Source organism: Hymenobacter wooponensis, assembly GCF_004745865.1.
GTDB lineage: Bacteria > Bacteroidota > Bacteroidia > Cytophagales > Hymenobacteraceae > Hymenobacter > Hymenobacter wooponensis.
The window spans coordinates 1-16,047 of record NZ_SRKZ01000012.1 but is presented as its reverse complement, the minus strand read 5'-3'; the positions used below and the strand labels follow the sequence as shown (position 1 = coordinate 16,047).

The 16,047-nt window shown below is 48.6% G+C and carries 13 protein-coding genes and 1 pseudogene; 10 read left to right on the top strand and 4 right to left on the bottom strand.

What is annotated here, in order from left to right; genetic code table 11:
• The first annotated feature begins 17 nt into the window (after positions 1-17).
• The 6 genes and pseudogenes from EU557_RS24975 (at position 18) to EU557_RS24950 (ending at position 6,415) form a co-directional block, all read left to right on the top strand.
• Positions 18-377, top strand: a complete 360-nt coding sequence (locus EU557_RS24975) for a hypothetical protein (RefSeq protein ID WP_135533159.1) — start codon at positions 18-20, stop codon at positions 375-377.
• A 156-nt stretch (positions 378-533) separates the two neighbouring features.
• The gene (locus EU557_RS24970; RefSeq protein WP_135533158.1) at positions 534-2,381 is read left to right on the top strand and encodes an ABC transporter ATP-binding protein; all 1,848 of its coding nucleotides are present in this window, start codon (positions 534-536) and stop codon (positions 2,379-2,381) included.
• A gap of 143 nt (positions 2,382-2,524) precedes the next feature.
• On the top strand, positions 2,525-2,935 hold the full coding sequence (locus tag EU557_RS24965; protein ID WP_135533157.1) for a hypothetical protein: 411 nt from the start codon (positions 2,525-2,527) through the stop codon (positions 2,933-2,935).
• Positions 2,936-2,944: 9 nt separating this feature from the next.
• Complete coding sequence (lpcA, locus tag EU557_RS24960; RefSeq protein ID WP_245326384.1) at positions 2,945-3,529, top strand: D-sedoheptulose 7-phosphate isomerase; 585 nt, start codon at positions 2,945-2,947, stop codon at positions 3,527-3,529.
• Between the two features lie 178 nt (positions 3,530-3,707).
• Positions 3,708-4,574: pseudogene (locus tag EU557_RS24955) on the top strand (YifB family Mg chelatase-like AAA ATPase); the annotation flags it as partial.
• Between the two features lie 197 nt (positions 4,575-4,771).
• Positions 4,772-6,415 carry a hypothetical protein gene (locus EU557_RS24950; protein ID WP_135533156.1) on the top strand — a complete coding sequence of 548 codons (1,644 nt, stop codon included), beginning with the start codon at positions 4,772-4,774 and terminating at the stop codon, positions 6,413-6,415.
• A 266-nt stretch (positions 6,416-6,681) separates the two neighbouring features.
• Here the strand turns inward: EU557_RS24950 and EU557_RS24945 are convergent, their stop codons facing one another.
• Positions 6,682-6,918, bottom strand: coding sequence for a helix-turn-helix domain-containing protein (locus tag EU557_RS24945; protein WP_135533155.1), 237 nt, complete (start codon positions 6,916-6,918; stop codon positions 6,682-6,684).
• Positions 6,919-7,054: 136 nt separating this feature from the next.
• Between EU557_RS24945 and EU557_RS24940 the strand changes: the two genes are divergently transcribed.
• The gene (locus EU557_RS24940; RefSeq protein WP_135533154.1) at positions 7,055-7,489 is read left to right on the top strand and encodes a hypothetical protein; all 435 of its coding nucleotides are present in this window, start codon (positions 7,055-7,057) and stop codon (positions 7,487-7,489) included.
• A 747-nt stretch (positions 7,490-8,236) separates the two neighbouring features.
• Here the strand turns inward: EU557_RS24940 and EU557_RS24935 are convergent.
• Complete coding sequence (locus tag EU557_RS24935; RefSeq protein ID WP_135533153.1) at positions 8,237-9,304, bottom strand: helix-turn-helix domain-containing protein; 1,068 nt, start codon at positions 9,302-9,304, stop codon at positions 8,237-8,239.
• Between the two features lie 440 nt (positions 9,305-9,744).
• On the opposite strand from EU557_RS24935, the gene EU557_RS24930 reads away from it, so the two are divergent.
• The 3 genes from EU557_RS24930 to EU557_RS26185 are packed head-to-tail and all read left to right on the top strand — an operon-like array spanning position 9,745 to position 12,351.
• Positions 9,745-10,623: a multiubiquitin domain-containing protein gene (locus EU557_RS24930; RefSeq protein ID WP_135533152.1), complete on the top strand. Its 879-nt coding sequence runs from the start codon at positions 9,745-9,747 to the stop codon at positions 10,621-10,623.
• On the top strand, positions 10,607-12,004 hold the full coding sequence (locus EU557_RS24925) for a HesA/MoeB/ThiF family protein (protein WP_135533151.1): 1,398 nt from the start codon (positions 10,607-10,609) through the stop codon (positions 12,002-12,004). Before EU557_RS24930 ends, EU557_RS24925 begins: the two co-directional genes overlap by 17 nt.
• Complete coding sequence (locus tag EU557_RS26185; protein ID WP_425351978.1) at positions 12,001-12,351, top strand: ubiquitination-like system serine protease family protein; 351 nt, start codon at positions 12,001-12,003, stop codon at positions 12,349-12,351. The genes EU557_RS24925 and EU557_RS26185 overlap by 4 nt, the downstream gene beginning before the upstream one ends.
• 345 nt (positions 12,352-12,696) lie before the next feature.
• Here the strand turns inward: EU557_RS26185 and EU557_RS24920 are convergent, their stop codons facing one another.
• Together EU557_RS24920 and EU557_RS24915 are read right to left on the bottom strand one after the other, a co-directional pair.
• Entirely contained in the window at positions 12,697-13,539 is an 843-nt protein-coding gene (locus tag EU557_RS24920) for an HNH endonuclease family protein (RefSeq protein WP_135533150.1), read from the bottom strand.
• The gene (locus tag EU557_RS24915; protein WP_135533149.1) at positions 13,536-15,707 is read right to left on the bottom strand and encodes an AAA family ATPase; all 2,172 of its coding nucleotides are present in this window, start codon (positions 15,705-15,707) and stop codon (positions 13,536-13,538) included. Before EU557_RS24915 ends, EU557_RS24920 begins: the two co-directional genes overlap by 4 nt.
• Positions 15,708-16,047 lie beyond the last annotated feature (340 nt).

Below are 16,047 nucleotides of genomic sequence, written 5' to 3'. Positions count from 1 at the left end.
TTTTACTATTTCACTTTATGCGCCACGAACCACTGGCTACCATACTCTACCGCCCAGTTAATCAGCAAGAGTTAGATCTGATTGCAGCTTCTGGGTGGCTCGAGTTTCCGCCGCGCCTGCCGGAGCAGCCTTTCTTCTACCCGGTGACAAATGTGGCCTACGCCACACAAATTGCCCGCGACTGGAACGTGCCATACTACGGCGTGGGATACGTGCTGCGGTTTGCCGTGGAGGCTGACTATGCCAACCTGTTTCCGGTGCAGAACGTGGGCGGTCCGGAACACGATGAGCTATGGGTACCTGCTGAAGAACTAGCTGAGTTTAATCGGCATATAATGGGGCAAATTGAGATAGTTGCAATGTTTAGCAAAGAGTAGAGTTGCTTTCCACTGTCATAGACACAAGTAAAAAGAGTCGGCCTTCTGATCTGAGAAGGCCGACTCTTTTTACTTGTGTCTATGACAGCGTATACAATAGGTACTGGCCTAGCCAGAACCGGTGCCGCCCGGAATGCGCTACCTTTGCCGCTTCCGATGAAGACCTACCTCCGCATTTTGCAATACGCGCGGCCCTGGGCCGCTTTCTTACCGCAGTACCTGTTGTACACGGTGTTGACCATCTTTTTCAGCATCGGCAACTTCACGCTTATCATTCCGCTGCTGAAGGTGCTGTTTGATAAGACCGATAAAGTACCGCTGCAGGCGCCAGAGCAACTACCTTCCTTCCGCCCAACCATTCAGTGGGTCACGGATACCTTTAATTATTTCTTTGCCGATGTGCTGGCTGCTCGGGGAAAGCTGGGAGCCTTGGCTTTCGTGTGCATAGTAGTAGTAATGTCAGTGCTGCTGAGCAATGTATTCCGCTACTTGAGCTTGCGGCTCCTGGCCAAAGTACGCGCCCGCGTTATCCAGAACCTGCGCCACGACCTCTACCACCGCATTATAGGTCTACAGTTAAGTTTCTTCAGCAATGAGCGCAAAGGCGACCTGATGTCGCGCTTTACCAGCGACGTGCAGGAAGTAGAAACGTCGGTGGTGAATACCATGACGGCCGTCATTAAAGAGCCCCTAACTATAGTGGCCTACTTCGTGGTGCTATTCCACATTTCAGTGCCGCTTACGCTCTTCACGCTCATTCTACTGCCTATATCGGGCGGCGTAATTGCGGGGGTAGCCAAACGACTGCGCACGCAGGCCAAGCAGAGCCAGAGCACTCTTGGCACTATGCTTTCCGTGATTGATGAAACGCTGGGCGGCATTCGGGTGATTAAAGCTTTCAATGCTCAAGATTATATCAAGGGCAAGTTTGAGGACCAGAACAACCAGTACGCCCGTACCTCTCGGGCTATTGATAACACCCGCGACCTAGCCTCACCATTCTCGGAGTTTGCCGGGGTTTCGGTGGTAGCTGGGTTGCTGTACTTTGGAGGAACCCTGATTCTGGGTGGCCAGTCGAGCTTAAACGGCGAAACCTTTATTGGTTACGTGATTCTGTTCTCGCAGGTACTTACGCCGGCCAAGGCCCTGTCGTCGTCGTTTGGCAACATCCAGCGTGGTCTAGTAGCTGGTGAGCGGGTACTAAGCATTATCGATACCGAGTCCATTATTCGCGACAAGCCCAATGCCGAAGTGCTGCCACCCTTTGAGCAGCAAATTGAGCTACGCAACCTCCAATTTGCCTATGGCGATACTCCGGTACTGCAGGATATCAACCTCACCATTGAGAAGGGTAAAACAGTAGCGCTAGTGGGCCCAAGTGGCGGCGGCAAGAGCACCCTAGCTGACCTGCTGCCTCGCTTTTATGACCCTACTGGCGGCCAGATGTTGATTGATGGACACGATGTGCGCGACTGCACCATTCACTCCGTTCGAGACCAAATGGGCATTGTAACCCAGGAGAGCATCCTGTTCAATGACACCATCTTCAATAACATTCGCTTCAACACCCAAGCCACGGAATCGGAAGTTATAGAGGCAGCCCGCATTGCAAACGCCCACGATTTTATTACGGCTACTCCTGAGGGCTATCAGACCATTATCGGCGACCGGGGCTCCCGGCTCTCGGGTGGGCAGCGCCAGCGCCTGAGCATTGCCCGCGCCATTTTGCGCAATCCGCCTATTCTGATCCTGGATGAAGCTACCTCCGCCCTCGATACGGAAAGTGAAAAGCTCGTGCAAGAAGCCCTAACGCGCCTCATGCAGAACCGCACCTCACTGGTAATTGCCCACCGCCTGAGCACTGTGCAGCACGCCGATGAGATTGTGGTGCTGCAGCACGGCCGCATTGTGGAGCGCGGCACCCACGAGGAGCTTATTCGCCATGAGGGAGGGCTCTACAAACGCCTCAGCTTGATGCAGACGACCAACGCCGCGTTGGTGTAGTCCCACAGTAAGAAAGCAAGCCACAGCTTGGCGCAGCTCAACAGTAGCCAAACTAATAAGCAGTAGTAAAACGCTATATTTAGTCCGTCAACTGCGCTTCTGCGTACTATAGCCTTGTTTTCCCTCCTTAGTCTCTGAAATCCATGCTTGCTATCAAACGTCTGGTTACAATTCTGGTGATGGTGTTCCTGCTACTGGGCCTGCTGATACTGCTCAGCCCAGCCGTGCGCAACTCCTTCGCTAACATGGCCGGTACGCCCGAGTCGCTGTTCTTTACTTTGTTTATTGTGGCGGTAGTTCTGCTAGGCCTGCAGCTCATCACCGAGAACCTGGACAGTGTAATGCTGCGCCGGGAGGTGACAGCCCGCGAAAGCAAAATCAATGAGCTGAAAGCCCGTTTGTATGACCAGCAGATGGAGCAGCAACGCCTTACTGACCGTGCCCCTGGCACCGGTACTCGTACTGGCACCACCATCATCCCGGATGGCTACGTAGCGCCTACTACCCCGCCCTCCACTACCCCTTATGACCCCTCGGGCCAGCCACTGACCTAAATTTCACTCGTGTCTGAACTGCTTACCGACCTGATCCAGGCCGAGCTTACGGAAGCTCGCGCCGTCCTTGACCGATTTCTGCAGGAACCCGCCAACCTGCAAGCCATTGCGCAGGCGGCTCGGCTGATGGCCGACTCGCTAAACGAGAATGGTAAAATCTTAACCTGTGGCAACGGGGGTAGCCTTTGCGATGCCCAGCATTTTGCCGAAGAACTTTCTGGCCGCTACCGTCAGAACCGACGTGCTTTGGCCGCTATTGCCCTTACCGAAGCCTCGCACATGAGTTGCGTAGCCAACGACTTCGGCTACGATTACGTGTTCAGCCGCTTTGTGGAAGCCCTCGGCCGCCCCGGCGACGTGCTGCTCGCTATCAGCACCAGCGGCAACTCGCCCAACATTCTGAATGCAGCTGAAGCAGCCAAGGCGGCCGGTATGAAAGTGGTAAGCCTTACGGGCAAAGATGGCGGCAAGCTCGCTGCCATCAGCGACGTGGAAATTAGGGTGCCCCACGCTGGCTACGCCGACCGTATTCAGGAGGTCCATATTAAGGCCATCCACATTATGATTATGCTGATTGAGCAGTTGGTGAAATAACATTTTCATCTGGCAAACGGAAGGGCTTACCGATGAGGAAAGTGCACTGGTCGAGCAGTGTTCAGCTCCTGGTCGGTAAGCCCTTTTATTCTGTCCGGAGTGGCCTAGATTTGTTTGGTGTCTGGTATATTCACCTCCAGCAATTCTCTTATTCTTGTCTGCTTATTGCGCTTGATATATGCTTACCAAAACCTTCGGCTCTGCCGTGCAAGGGGTTAATGCTTATACTATAACCATTGAAGTAGTTGTATCACAAGGGACGGGCTTTTTTGTAGTTGGCCTCCCTGACAATGCTATCAAAGAGAGCCAGCAGCGCGTAGAGGCCGCACTCAAGTTCCGCAACTACCGCATGCCCCGCACCAAGGTGGTTGTGAACATGGCCCCGGCCGATATCCGCAAGGAAGGCTCCTCTTACGATTTGCCTATTGCGCTGGGTATTCTGCACGCTTCGCAACAACTCAACACCGAGCTTTTGAGTGACTATGTGGTGATGGGTGAGCTTGCCCTAGATGGGGCCCTGCGCCCCATACGCGGGGTGCTGCCCATTGCTATTCAGGCCCGTAAAGAAGGTTTTAAGGGCCTGATCCTACCGAAAGAGAATGCGCAGGAAGCGGCTATTGTCAACAACCTAGAAGTGATTCCGGTTGAGACCATGCAGGAAGCTGTAGACTTTCTGGAAGGCCGACAAGCCATAGAACCCGTGGTTATTGACACCCGGCACGTGTTTCAACACACGGCCAACCAATACGCCGCCGATTTTGCCGATGTGCAGGGCCAGGAAAACATCAAGCGCGCGTTGGAAATAGCGGCAGCCGGTGGGCATAACGTTATTATGATAGGCCCGCCCGGTGCAGGAAAAACTATGCTGGCTAAGCGCCTGCCCAGCATTTTGCCGCCCCTAAACATGCAGGAGGCACTGGAAACCACCAAAATTCATTCAGTAGCAGGCAAGCTAGGTGCTAACAGCTCTCTGCTGAATAACCGCCCCTTTCGCAGCCCCCACCATACAATCTCAGATGTGGCGCTGGTAGGAGGCGGGGGCAATCTGTGAAAACTCACAAAAAGTGATCAACTCTCTTAGAAGAGATCACATTACTCTAACTTATTAATAGTCAAATCACAATTTTTGACTATATTTTATCATAGAGGTTGACTAGAATGAAGCCAGTTGCGCCATTTTTATATCTCTAACTATAATTACTAGCGTCCATTTGCTTCACTGAGCTATTGATTCATGTGTACATGGCTGCAGGCACTAATTTCTCTTCGAGCGATGCTTACCTAGGTATTGAGCTCCCTGCATTGCCACTGAATGGCGCCTACCATCTACTGGCAGTTGGCAGTGTACGACAGCAGCTGCCAGACTTATCCGGTTATAGAGCACAGTTGTACTTACAGGCACGAGAATCGCCAGATGCGTATAGTACAGAGCTAGGTCCTATTGTACACGTAGAAGCAAATATGAGCTACGCTTCGGCTTGGCAAGCTGGCACGGTTTGGAAAGCGTCAGGCTATCAAGTAGCTGACACTGCATCCTCTTACCCTGAGCATCGAATTGTTGACCTAGGGTATAGCGCACCAAGATTGGTGCTAGCAGACGAAGAACTAGCCGATAATGAACTCACCAAGGAGTTACCTATAGCTGTTAGACCTTTCGTTTGGTTAGCTATATGGGAGCATGCTGGTTCACAACTGCTCATTCCAAGTTTTGAGTTGCTGCGTAGCCTTTACTATTGTGGTGGCCCTTGGTTAACTGCGTTCTTCTTCGCTCGTATACCGCTGGAACATTTGGGCCGCTTAATTGCTGGCCCATCTGCTAGTAATAGTTTTGGGGTACATATGTGCGTGGCAGCACAGAGCCTGAGCCCTTCAGAGGCCCAAATTGTGGCCGCGCTGCTTAGTGATCCCGCTTACGCCGCCATTATACACCACTCGCATCTAAGCTTAGCTTTACAATGGATGCACGGGAACGATAATGCTCTTTTCAACGCAAATGTCGTGCTTGGGCGTAGAGCTATTTTACGTGCACAGGGCAAATCCTTTGTAAGAGCAAAGCATTCTGCATTTTGGGTTGCCACGTTATATAAGACAGCGCAATGTTTTCCATTCCGTCACATCCTCTTCCACCCATTACGCATGCGAAGTCTCCGCACTCGCAGCACTTCTCCTATGGTGCAGCCTATGACGGATGTCCTAGCAACGCTTGGGATCGCTAATCGAAAAAAAACAACTGGGAATTACCACATACGTCCACTAGCAGATGATCAATCAGTAATACCCATTAGATATGGGTTTCCGTGGGCAATAGCTAAAAGTAGGCGTGGTGCCCCACACTTCCTGGAAGAACAGATGTGTCTTCCATGGGAACAAAGGGCTGGTTCAAATCGTCGATTCAATCGCCCGGTAAAGGAGCCATTTATATCTTTAGAGAAGCAGTTTATTAGCAAAGGGTGGCAGGTTCGCCGATTAATTATCAACAATCCTGACAGTCGTTATGGAGAAGGCTGGTCTGTTTGCCGATATAGTGATTTTCTGCCTTTGTTAGGCGAGACATATAAACACTTCCTGCTACGTTTTGCTATTACGGAAATATGTAGAGCTGACTATTGCTGTTACCTAGTGTATTCTTATCAACAACAAATTTGCGTGATTATATACCATCCAAATTTACAGCCGCTAAAAGATGAGGAATTACAGATGTTATTGGATACGCTAGCTAGAGAAATTCGACAAACGGCCGGGCGTCGTACCCTATACCCACCTATTTGGAAACGAAAATTGAAGCCGATACGGATCGAGCAACTGTCGTTAAAAGCGCCATCATTCATATTATATTTGGAATGTGAGCGTCTACTTAATCTAAGATACTCTACAAGTAATAGTTGATACATTTTAATTGAACAACTATTTTTTAATCTTCATAGACAACTAATCACTATTTCGCCGCACGTAAACTAATAAGAGATATAGATTTAAATTATAAAATCTACACTAAATACTTACTAATCCAGAATTAAATATATGACCAATACGACTTCTCTTAATTTTAAGCAAAGTCAGGAATAAGATATTAAAGCAATAGATTAATCATGAAGTTCACCCCATTGTAGTCAGTTTATCTACATGACAACTGGAACTACGTATGGCTGCACTTATGATATATTCGAGAAATCGAATATATCTCGGACATCAATTTTCAGTGTGTGAGCCAACACAAATACTGTACTCAACCTTGTGTTGATAACACCACGCTCGATCCGTCCGATTTGGCTGAACTCCATATCGGCCGCTGCAGCCAACCCTTCCTGCGTCAGCCCCTTCGCTTTTCTCACTTGGCGCAGCCTAAGCCCGAACTTGTATAGGCTCTCTTGGTCCCGCAGGTAATTCACCTCACAAAGGAGGAGAGTAACGCCAGAAATTGTTAGGGCAAATTTGCCCTATTTCAGTAATACACTATCTTTCCACTGTACAATGAACTAAGAAATTAGCTCTGATAATTTTTCTACTCTTTTACCTTTAAAGTCAATGACCACCTCGCGAAAAATAAAGGTAATAATTGAAGTTGAAGTTATTGAAAGTGAACATCTACCTTCAAGTCAGTCCATTACATGGAACCTACCAGTTTCAGATGAAGAGGCTAAAATCGAAGAATTTCATAACCAGGTATTACTAAATGCACTTCGTGCAGACACTGATAAACATACAGAGTTTATTAAAACTATAATCCTTGGCAGCATTGAACCCCTTGAATTAAATCAAAAAATCACAGGTATGCTTCAAATAGGTTCACCTTATTCTGACAGTATAGCTATACTCCAAAATTTATTTCCTCAACTTCCTAAGAGTTCTCAGCAGTATTTTCAACAAGCAATCCAAGAAGGCTGGTTATCAGAAGGGATAGAACTAGTCTTTAATACAATTCAAGCAAGGCCGACTAACCTAACAATACAATATCCTTGACTTTCAAACAGCTTATCGGTTAGTATAACACACAATATTGTTATTGCAATAATATAATTATACACATAAATAGTAATAAGTAGAGATACAATCTACTTATTACTATAAATAATTCCTGTTGCAAGCCTAGTATTACGCTTTTCGTTATTGTAGATAGATTCGCCCATACAAAATCATGAAAAGGCACAAAGAGACGGTTGCTATATGAATTTACTATTAGAGCCATCTAAACTTATTTCTTTTGTTAGGGAAGCATACACGCTTCTTTTATCAATGTGCACTCCTCTTCAAGCTTCGGGTTTAACCTCACTAACTTGCCGATAATGGCCAAGGCCCGACTCTTGGTGATGCACGCTTGAGCCAACAACTGTCGGAGTAACCAAGCTAAGCCGTGAACCTCAACAGGGGGAATATATGTCCAGCGTTTGAGACACTTGCAGCCCACTAGTAATGGGCACTTGCGAACAGTGGCTACGTAGTATACCGACCATTCCGTGAAAGTCAATCGTGTACTTTGAGCAGCAAGTGCACTAATGGTGCGTGCATCTTCACCTGTGCATATGACAATCTCCAATTGTCCACTCGCCACGTAAGGTGCTAGCGCTTGTTTCTGCTCTTCATCCAAGCCTGCCCATGCTAAATCAGTCGTGCAGAACCTATATGGCAGCTGAAACAGCGCTGGCAAAGCCTTAACCTGTAAGAGATGTAGAAAGACGCTAGCGTCTTGTATAGCGATAAGGGTAGAATTCATTCATCAGCACCTGTGAGTTGTATTTGTAACTCACTCAAAGTCATGCCAGCTAAGTTAGCTGCTTTACTGTCTGACACAATGTCCTCTGCCCACAAGCGGTGAATAAGCTGACTAAAACGATATGAGGTATTAGTCTCTCCCAAATAAGCCCCTAAATGAATTTCCTTTTTATTGGGAGCAATCTTAATACAGAAATACTTGTAATGGCTATCATTTACGATGCCCAGCTTATTTAACCTCCGCATAGTCGCTTGCACTGAAATACCATACTGCTTCTTGACGGCTATCAGTTCAAACATGGAAATCCGAGAGCGTTTGGTACCGAACATGCGATGCACAATCTCTCGCGGCAACAGCATTGCGCTAGCAAACCAATGACAAAAGTTCTCTTGCTCTTTTGGATCATCAACCGCAATATCCAAGACTAAGTGACCAAGCTCATGCAAGGCCGTAAACCGACGCCTCTCTGGAGTATCTGTCTCATTGAGAACAATTACAGGCATATTGCTAACCGTTGTTGCAAGCCCGTGAAATGCATCAGAGGCGGGCTGCACTAGTACACAGACGCCATTCTCTTCTAGGGCTTCGACAACATTGGGTATGGGGTTAATCCCCAGTTTCCATGCTTTGAGCGTTTCAATCGCTGCTGCTTCTACTTCTGCATAAGTGCTTACCCGCTGACGCCGAGCACGGCCATCTTTGTCATGTCCAAAAGGGCTGTTGAATTCATGCTTTATCTCCAAAAGCTCTTCAACTTCCAAATAGCGCTCTAGGTAGTCCTTAATCTTTTCTTCTATAATGCCTTGGTCTTTAGCAGACAGTTTTGCCTTCTTTCTGAACTCTACCTGCCCTAACTCTATCCTATTAGGTCGAAAAAAGTAGTCTACTGTTACATCTAAAGTAGTTGCTAATAGACTCAACAGTGCTCCTTCAGGCCTCATGAGCCCTTGCTCATACTTGTTAAGCGACTGTTTACTTATGCTTCCTATTTGATCTGCTAGCTCCTGCAAAGTCCAACCCTTCATCTTGCGAGCAGCGCGCAGCCTATCCGGGAATGTAGTCATATGCTGAAGTTCGAAAAAAAATGGTGAATGCAACCCATTGGTTATCAACAATTATGACAGGATTGTGTTCCTTGATAGCGACAAATTAAGCGAAAATATTCTTCTGTCAACCAAAGACTGTTATATTTGCATTGTAGTCTTCCAAGAAGACTGCCATTTCCCATGGTTTAATCTTCAAACATTTTTCTAACATACTAGCACAAACAGTAAAACCCTCTTCCCGAGGCAACGGGTAGAGGGTCTCTTGGAATGTTTCTTCGCGCCAACGAATCCTTGGGCTAGTAACCCAAGCCAGCATTCCTTTTTGTTTCGGATACAAACTTACAACTCTAATCGAGAATTGCAACGCTTATATCTGAAACCTGCCCGGGTGCTTGAGTCCTCCACTCTTTGCGCCTGTATGCATGGAGGGTCCTATTCATTTTTACTGACCCAGCTTTATGAGCACTTCAGATGAGCGCCGCCCTGCTCAAAACGGGCATTCCTCGCAACCGGACTCTGTTTCGGCACATGTGCAAACACATGGCAATCAAGTGGTCATCACGATTGATATTGCCGATCACTGTCGGAATGATCGTCCACATCCGACACCTGATCCAGGCCAAGAAGTGGTCTATGTCCTCATGATTGATGGCGACAAATACAAGACCACTAATTCGAACCCTACGGGAGAAGAAATCCTGGCCCTGGCTGGTAAAAATTCGCGGCAATATCAACTTAACCAACAACGCCGTGAACATGGCAAGGTGAAAGTGACCCGCGTCAAGCCTACCGACAAAGTAGACCTGGCCGAGTGGGGAATCGAGATGTTTATGACGCTCCCACTGGACAACACAGAAGGAGCAGAATCCGCAATCGAACTGGCGCCCCGGCGCCAGTTCGTACTTCCGGAGGCCGACACTGAATACCTGAACGGTCATGCCGACCGGTGGGAAACCCTCGTTGTCAATGGACAGATGTGCCTGCTTATGCACGGTCTTGGATTACCTGATGGGTATACAGTTTCTCAGGTCGATGTAGCTGTTCTATTGCCAAGTGAATACCCACGGTGTGCTTTAGATATGGTCTACGTCCATCCACCAGTGCATCGCAAAGACGGCCAGCAAATCAACAACCTGGCTATTGCACCTTGGACAATTGACGGCAAAGCATTCCAAATGTGGTCTCGTCACCGCACAGGGATAAATCCTTGGCGTATGGGCGTTGACAACCTAGGTACACACTTGGAGCAGGCACGCCTCTGGTTCGATCAGGAATTTGACAAGCGTCCGCGTCTTGACCATCCCGTAAATCATCAAGCATATGCGGTACGGGCTTAACATCGCCGGATTTCACTATGAGCAGCTGCAGCAACACCTATTTCCTGGTGACGGGTTTGAAGCAGTTGCCATTGCTCTCTGCGGCCGGCTAGAAGTGGAAGGGTTAACACGCCTGCTCGTACACGAACTAGTGTGCGTCCCCCATGCCATTTGCCAGCGCACCTCGGTGGCGGTTAATTGGCCGGTAGCCGAGGTCATCGAACCTCTTATGGAAAAAGCCCGGGGCCGGGATCTATCGGTGCTGAAAATTCACAGCCACCCTACCGGCTTTAGCGAATTTTCTGAACGGGACGATCTGGCGGACAACGACTTGTTCGGCTCTCTATTCGGCTGGTTCGACGAAGCGCCCCGGCCTCTGGCCAGCGCTGTTATGCTCCCGGACGGCACCATATTTGGGCGGGTATATTCCAGTAAAGGAGCCAAGCCGATTCCCTTCGAACAGGTTTTGCTGGCAGGTACACAAGTACAAATATGGTCACCCACTGATTCCACTGCTGAAGTAACACAGGCTGCTCTGCGCAACGCTCAAGCGTTCGGAGAGGGAACGTACCAACGGATGCACCGTTTGAAAGTTGGAGTCGTTGGTTGTTCCGGCACAGGTAGTCCGGTCGTGGAACAACTAGCACGACTAAACGTCGGGCACTTAGTTCTTGTCGACCCTGATGCTGTTGAGCATAAGAACCTCAACCGTATCCTGAATAGCACTGCTGCTGACGCGGATGCAAAGCGTAATAAGGTCGATGTGTTAGCCGAAGCAGTGAGCTCTATGGGCTTTCACACACGTATTACCCGCTTTCCCGTCAATGCCTATGATAGCAGAGACGCATTAATGGAGCTGGCCAGCTGCGACGTATTATTTGGGTGTTTGGACAGTGTCGACGGGCGCGAATTGTTGAACCTACTGGCTACTTACTACGTGCTACCCTACTTTGATTTGGGTGTCAAATTCGTAGCGTCTGCCGACCGCGGCATTACTTCGGTTAGCGGGGTTGTCAACTATCTGCAACCAGGACGATCTTCCCTGCAGACCAGACAAGTCTACGATGCCGAAGACTTACGCGCGGCAAGTGCCTATCGCGTGGATCCCGCTGGCCACGCAGATCGGGTAAAAAATCAGTATTTTAAGGATGTACCCGTGAATCGTCCTGCAGTACTACCAGTAAACATGTATGTAGCAGCTGCCGCTATTATGGAATTGCTCCAACGCATTCACCATTACCGGCATGGTACTGAGGAATGTGCGCAATTGATGCTGAGCCTGCATGGCAACTACTTAGTAGCTTCATCAGAAGCGGAGCTAGACGTGGATGAACATTTACGAAGTGTTGTAGGCCGCGGAACTACCACTCTCCTCTTAGGCTTGGTTGGGCTACAAGCATGATGAGGTGGTGGAAACGCATGTGGCGACATGGGGAAACTCTCTGGCATGTCCTCCGGGGACAGGTCTACAGAGCCGAAACCGTAGAATGGCTACCCCCGCTTACTCAATTACACCAAGCTCGGGTGTACTTGGTAGGGGAAGTAGGCGCACCATGGCAAGCGGCTTTTCTCTGTCCTTGTGGTTGCCGGAGCCTCATTCAGTTGAATTTACTACCGGATGCCAAGCCACGTTGGCAGTATCGCTTGGCAAGATGGGGAGAGGTAACGTTAGCGCCTTCAGTATGGCGCAACATGGGCTGTCGAAGTCATTTTGTTATGCGTAAAGGACGCATTCGGTGGTGTCTTTAAAAACCATTTGTAATAAGCCGAAGAGTGTATACTCTTCGGCTTATTTTTTTACCACCTTGAGAGTTGGATCTTTAATGGAAGTCGGCCAATGGTCAAGCCATATTCAATTACCTTATTAGACACTTTACATATACTGCTAAGAGCTTATAAAATGAGTAGTGTATTAATCTCTTACCCTAACTCCATTAATAACGCCGCCCAGAATGGTTCAACACCACGCGCCCAGCAAGCTTGACCGGCCAAGACACAAGCTATTGTAGTTCTACCGATTTCTGAAGCCGCTCGACGGCATCGTCCGCCTATTTCTGCACGACTATAACGCCATACATCAGCCTACTTGAGCTACTATTCAATTATTTTTTGTGGAAGTAAGTTGTTATCCTTTAGGAATTTTCTAATAAAAAAACGGCACATTCCTGCATAGGATGCATTGGTATCAGTATAGCCAAGCAGGACCGCGAACTCCTCTTCAAACTCATCTTTGTCCGTTGGATCAGTCGGATGCCGGTTCATGCGTTCCAGGGCTCGCTTTACCCTTTTCAGTTGCAAGGAAACTTCGTATAACCGCTTCTTTCGCTCCTGAACGAGAAGAGGACGCTGAAGCGCGAATACTTTCACGGACTCTGCTCCCATTACGGTCAAGGCTACTACGACGGCCTCCTCCGGTTCGTAAGCCAAATGCACCTTAGGGTCATCCTTGCAAGGATTGAGTAGTAGACGCGCTTCTTCTTCACGAGCGAAATTTCCAGTCGGAGCTTTAAGCCGGTATCTCTCGCTCTTAAGAGGAAATTGGTCGAGCTTACCGAGGCTTTCGGGTTTGTTGGCGCCGTCAAGCAGGTGCCTCCTCCTCTGGTTGCAGTGTTGGCAGGCCAAAAAGAGGTTGTCCCAATCGTTAGCCAGCCAGTAGTAGCCCGGGGCCTTAGGTGACTTTTCGTTGACTTGGCCTTTGGGACGAAAATGCTCTACGTCCCCGTCAAAGACAGCACCGTAGCTGCTTTCGCAGTAAGCGCACTTGGGAAACACTTTCTTCAGTTCGTCTTTAACAAGGCTGTCGCTGTAATGATTGAATTTGAATGAATCTACAATTCCATTAGCGTAATGAGTTTTGGCTTGTTCAATTTCGAGGAGCCACTTATTATTATCAGCAAGTAAAAAAGCAGGTGCTGGTGGACGCTCTAAGTATATCATAGCCAGTCTAATTCCTGTTTATCTAAATAGTCTTTCACTACCGAGACCGTTTCATCCTTTAATGCTTCCTTAGTCTGAAAGCCTTCTTGCTTAAAATCCAAGTATTCTTCCTTTATAGCTTGATAAATACCTTGGATTAGGGGTGTTGCCCCGAGCACTTCCTTGTCAGCTAGTTTTCCCGAGAGTCGCTTGATTTTCGCTCGGTCTGCCTTCGTGCGTTTTTCAGTTTTCTTGGAAAGTAAGCGGTAATACTCTTCGTAAGTAGTTTCCAGATCCTCGTCCATCACGTTGAGGAGACCAAATAGATCGGATGTAAGCAACTGATCTACGCGCATGGCGCTGTGATCGGGCAAAAGTGTGTAGTCTAAAGTACGCACCTTTGCTGCTTGATCGCGCACCAGCACCACGACCTCTCCATGTGACAGGCCACGCAAACACAACGGCTCGTGGGTCGTGACAATAAATTGAAGTTTAGGAAAGGCGCGGCGCAACGCACCCACGATCTTCAAACGCCAGCGAGGGTGCAAGTGATTGCCGATTTCATCGAGCAACACGATGCCCTGCGTATTGTGATAAGTGGCGTGGTCACTGGCAAGAGTCTGCATAATGTCGGCTACCAAACCCACAATGGTTTTGTAGCCATCGCTGATTTCTTCAAGCGGCTGGACCGCGTCAAACTGCTTAATTTCTATTCGGCCATCGCTTAATAACAAGCGGTCGTCACCGCGCAGCGCAAGCACATCAAAGAAAGCTGGCGCAATGCGTTCGTCGAATTCCTCTTGAGCAACATCACGTAACCATTTATGTGGATCGCTGAGAGCTACGCTATAATCAAACAAATTACCGATGTTGAGGTACGGCAACCGGTTGGGATCGGGCTGTATATTTCCTTTGGGCAGGAGTCGGGTGGATCCATACCCCAATATAAATGTCGGCGCCTCGTTCACGCTTGCTTGAAAACCAGCTGGGCTGAAGGTAAGCACGACTGGATGGTCGTGTTCGTAGCTGCAGATTACAACCTTACCGTCACTAGTTCCCCGGCGCAGATAATCAGCGGGGTCGAGTTGCAGGCGATTGAGTTGATTCTGCCCAGCTAAGGCGAGGGCCACGGCTTGCAGAATGGAGCTTTTTCCAATGCCGTTGTCGCCCAATAGAAGCAGCCACGATTCACGCGATTCTTTATCATTTACCGGCGGGAGTTGGAGGCTTATCTTTTCTAGGGACTTGAAGTTCTCGATATCAATAGATTTAATCGAAAAACGCTTCAAGTCCGACAATTGCAGGCTGACTTGCTTGATTTTAGCCTCCTCAATCTCCGACACCTCTTTATGGGGCGCAGAGGACTCCAAGAAGGTGAGGTCTGATGGTGAAGTAGCATCTGTTTGAATGAAAGACGTCCAGAGGTTTTCGTGCTGCTGGTACCAGTCATTGAACACACGCCGCTGCACAGCTACGTACTCAGCCCGGCAATTAGGACTGTATAAGGCCTGAATTCGCTGAACAAGCGCAATCACTTCGGGGGCGTTTTTGCCACGTCTTGGGTGCTGCAAGAGGCTTAGAAATAAGCTCAACTCCTGGGCGGATTGCCGTCGCCGATCCAGTAGTTCGGCGCGATTCAGCCCTAATATTTTGATTGTTACTTCTCCTTTTTTGGTGCGAGAACGCACCAAACCGTCCGGCTGAAAATCAAGATGGTCGTCAGGGTCATCTTGACACGGATCAATTAGTAAGGCTCCTTCCGTCCTCAAGCCGCTACCTATGACACCAAAAGGCGCACGTTGGCTCTCGTCCTCCAACGGAAAAAAATCGCGTTTGTATTTACCATCGCATATCTGACAAGAGATTAATAGGTTATCCCATTCGTAAGCAAGCCACCAATAATGATACGGAGCATACTCTCCTCCCAAACCCCGGGCGCCGGCACGAGGCCTGAAATACTCTAAATTACCTTGGGTAGCGGAAACACTCGACTCACAGTAGACGCATTTGCCGTTGCACATCGCCATTAAAGGTTCCTTGATTTTGCGCACCGATCTGAGTGGAAAATCGAAGCGCCTTTGCCTGTCTTGAGTATCCAGACGATAGTACTCAGAAAGCTTCCTGCGTTCTTGTTCAATGCTCGGACTGTGCATTACCGGTGGCTCGGCAATCCTGCGAAGTTTAATCATGAATAGTAATAATTATGTGAATGGTGCAAGTCAGGCACGAAACTCATTTTGTAAAAGACCCTAGGTCAGCCTGCCTGAGATACTACCACGAAAGTCAGGTGACATCCCTTTAATGTATCTACAATGATATGTGTTACTCTATAGACTTATGAGGTGTCACTGCAATGGTACCGCCTGTGGGCACGCTCAAGTGTGCTAAATAGCGATATATAGTCAGGGCGTACGCATCAAAACTAAGACGCTGTCTTGAGGGCTGACCTTTGTCTTGTTAGACATCGTTAAGCACTTCATGCTCAGCCAACTCCTTGTCTCATTCGCTACGCTACCGGACCCACGTTGT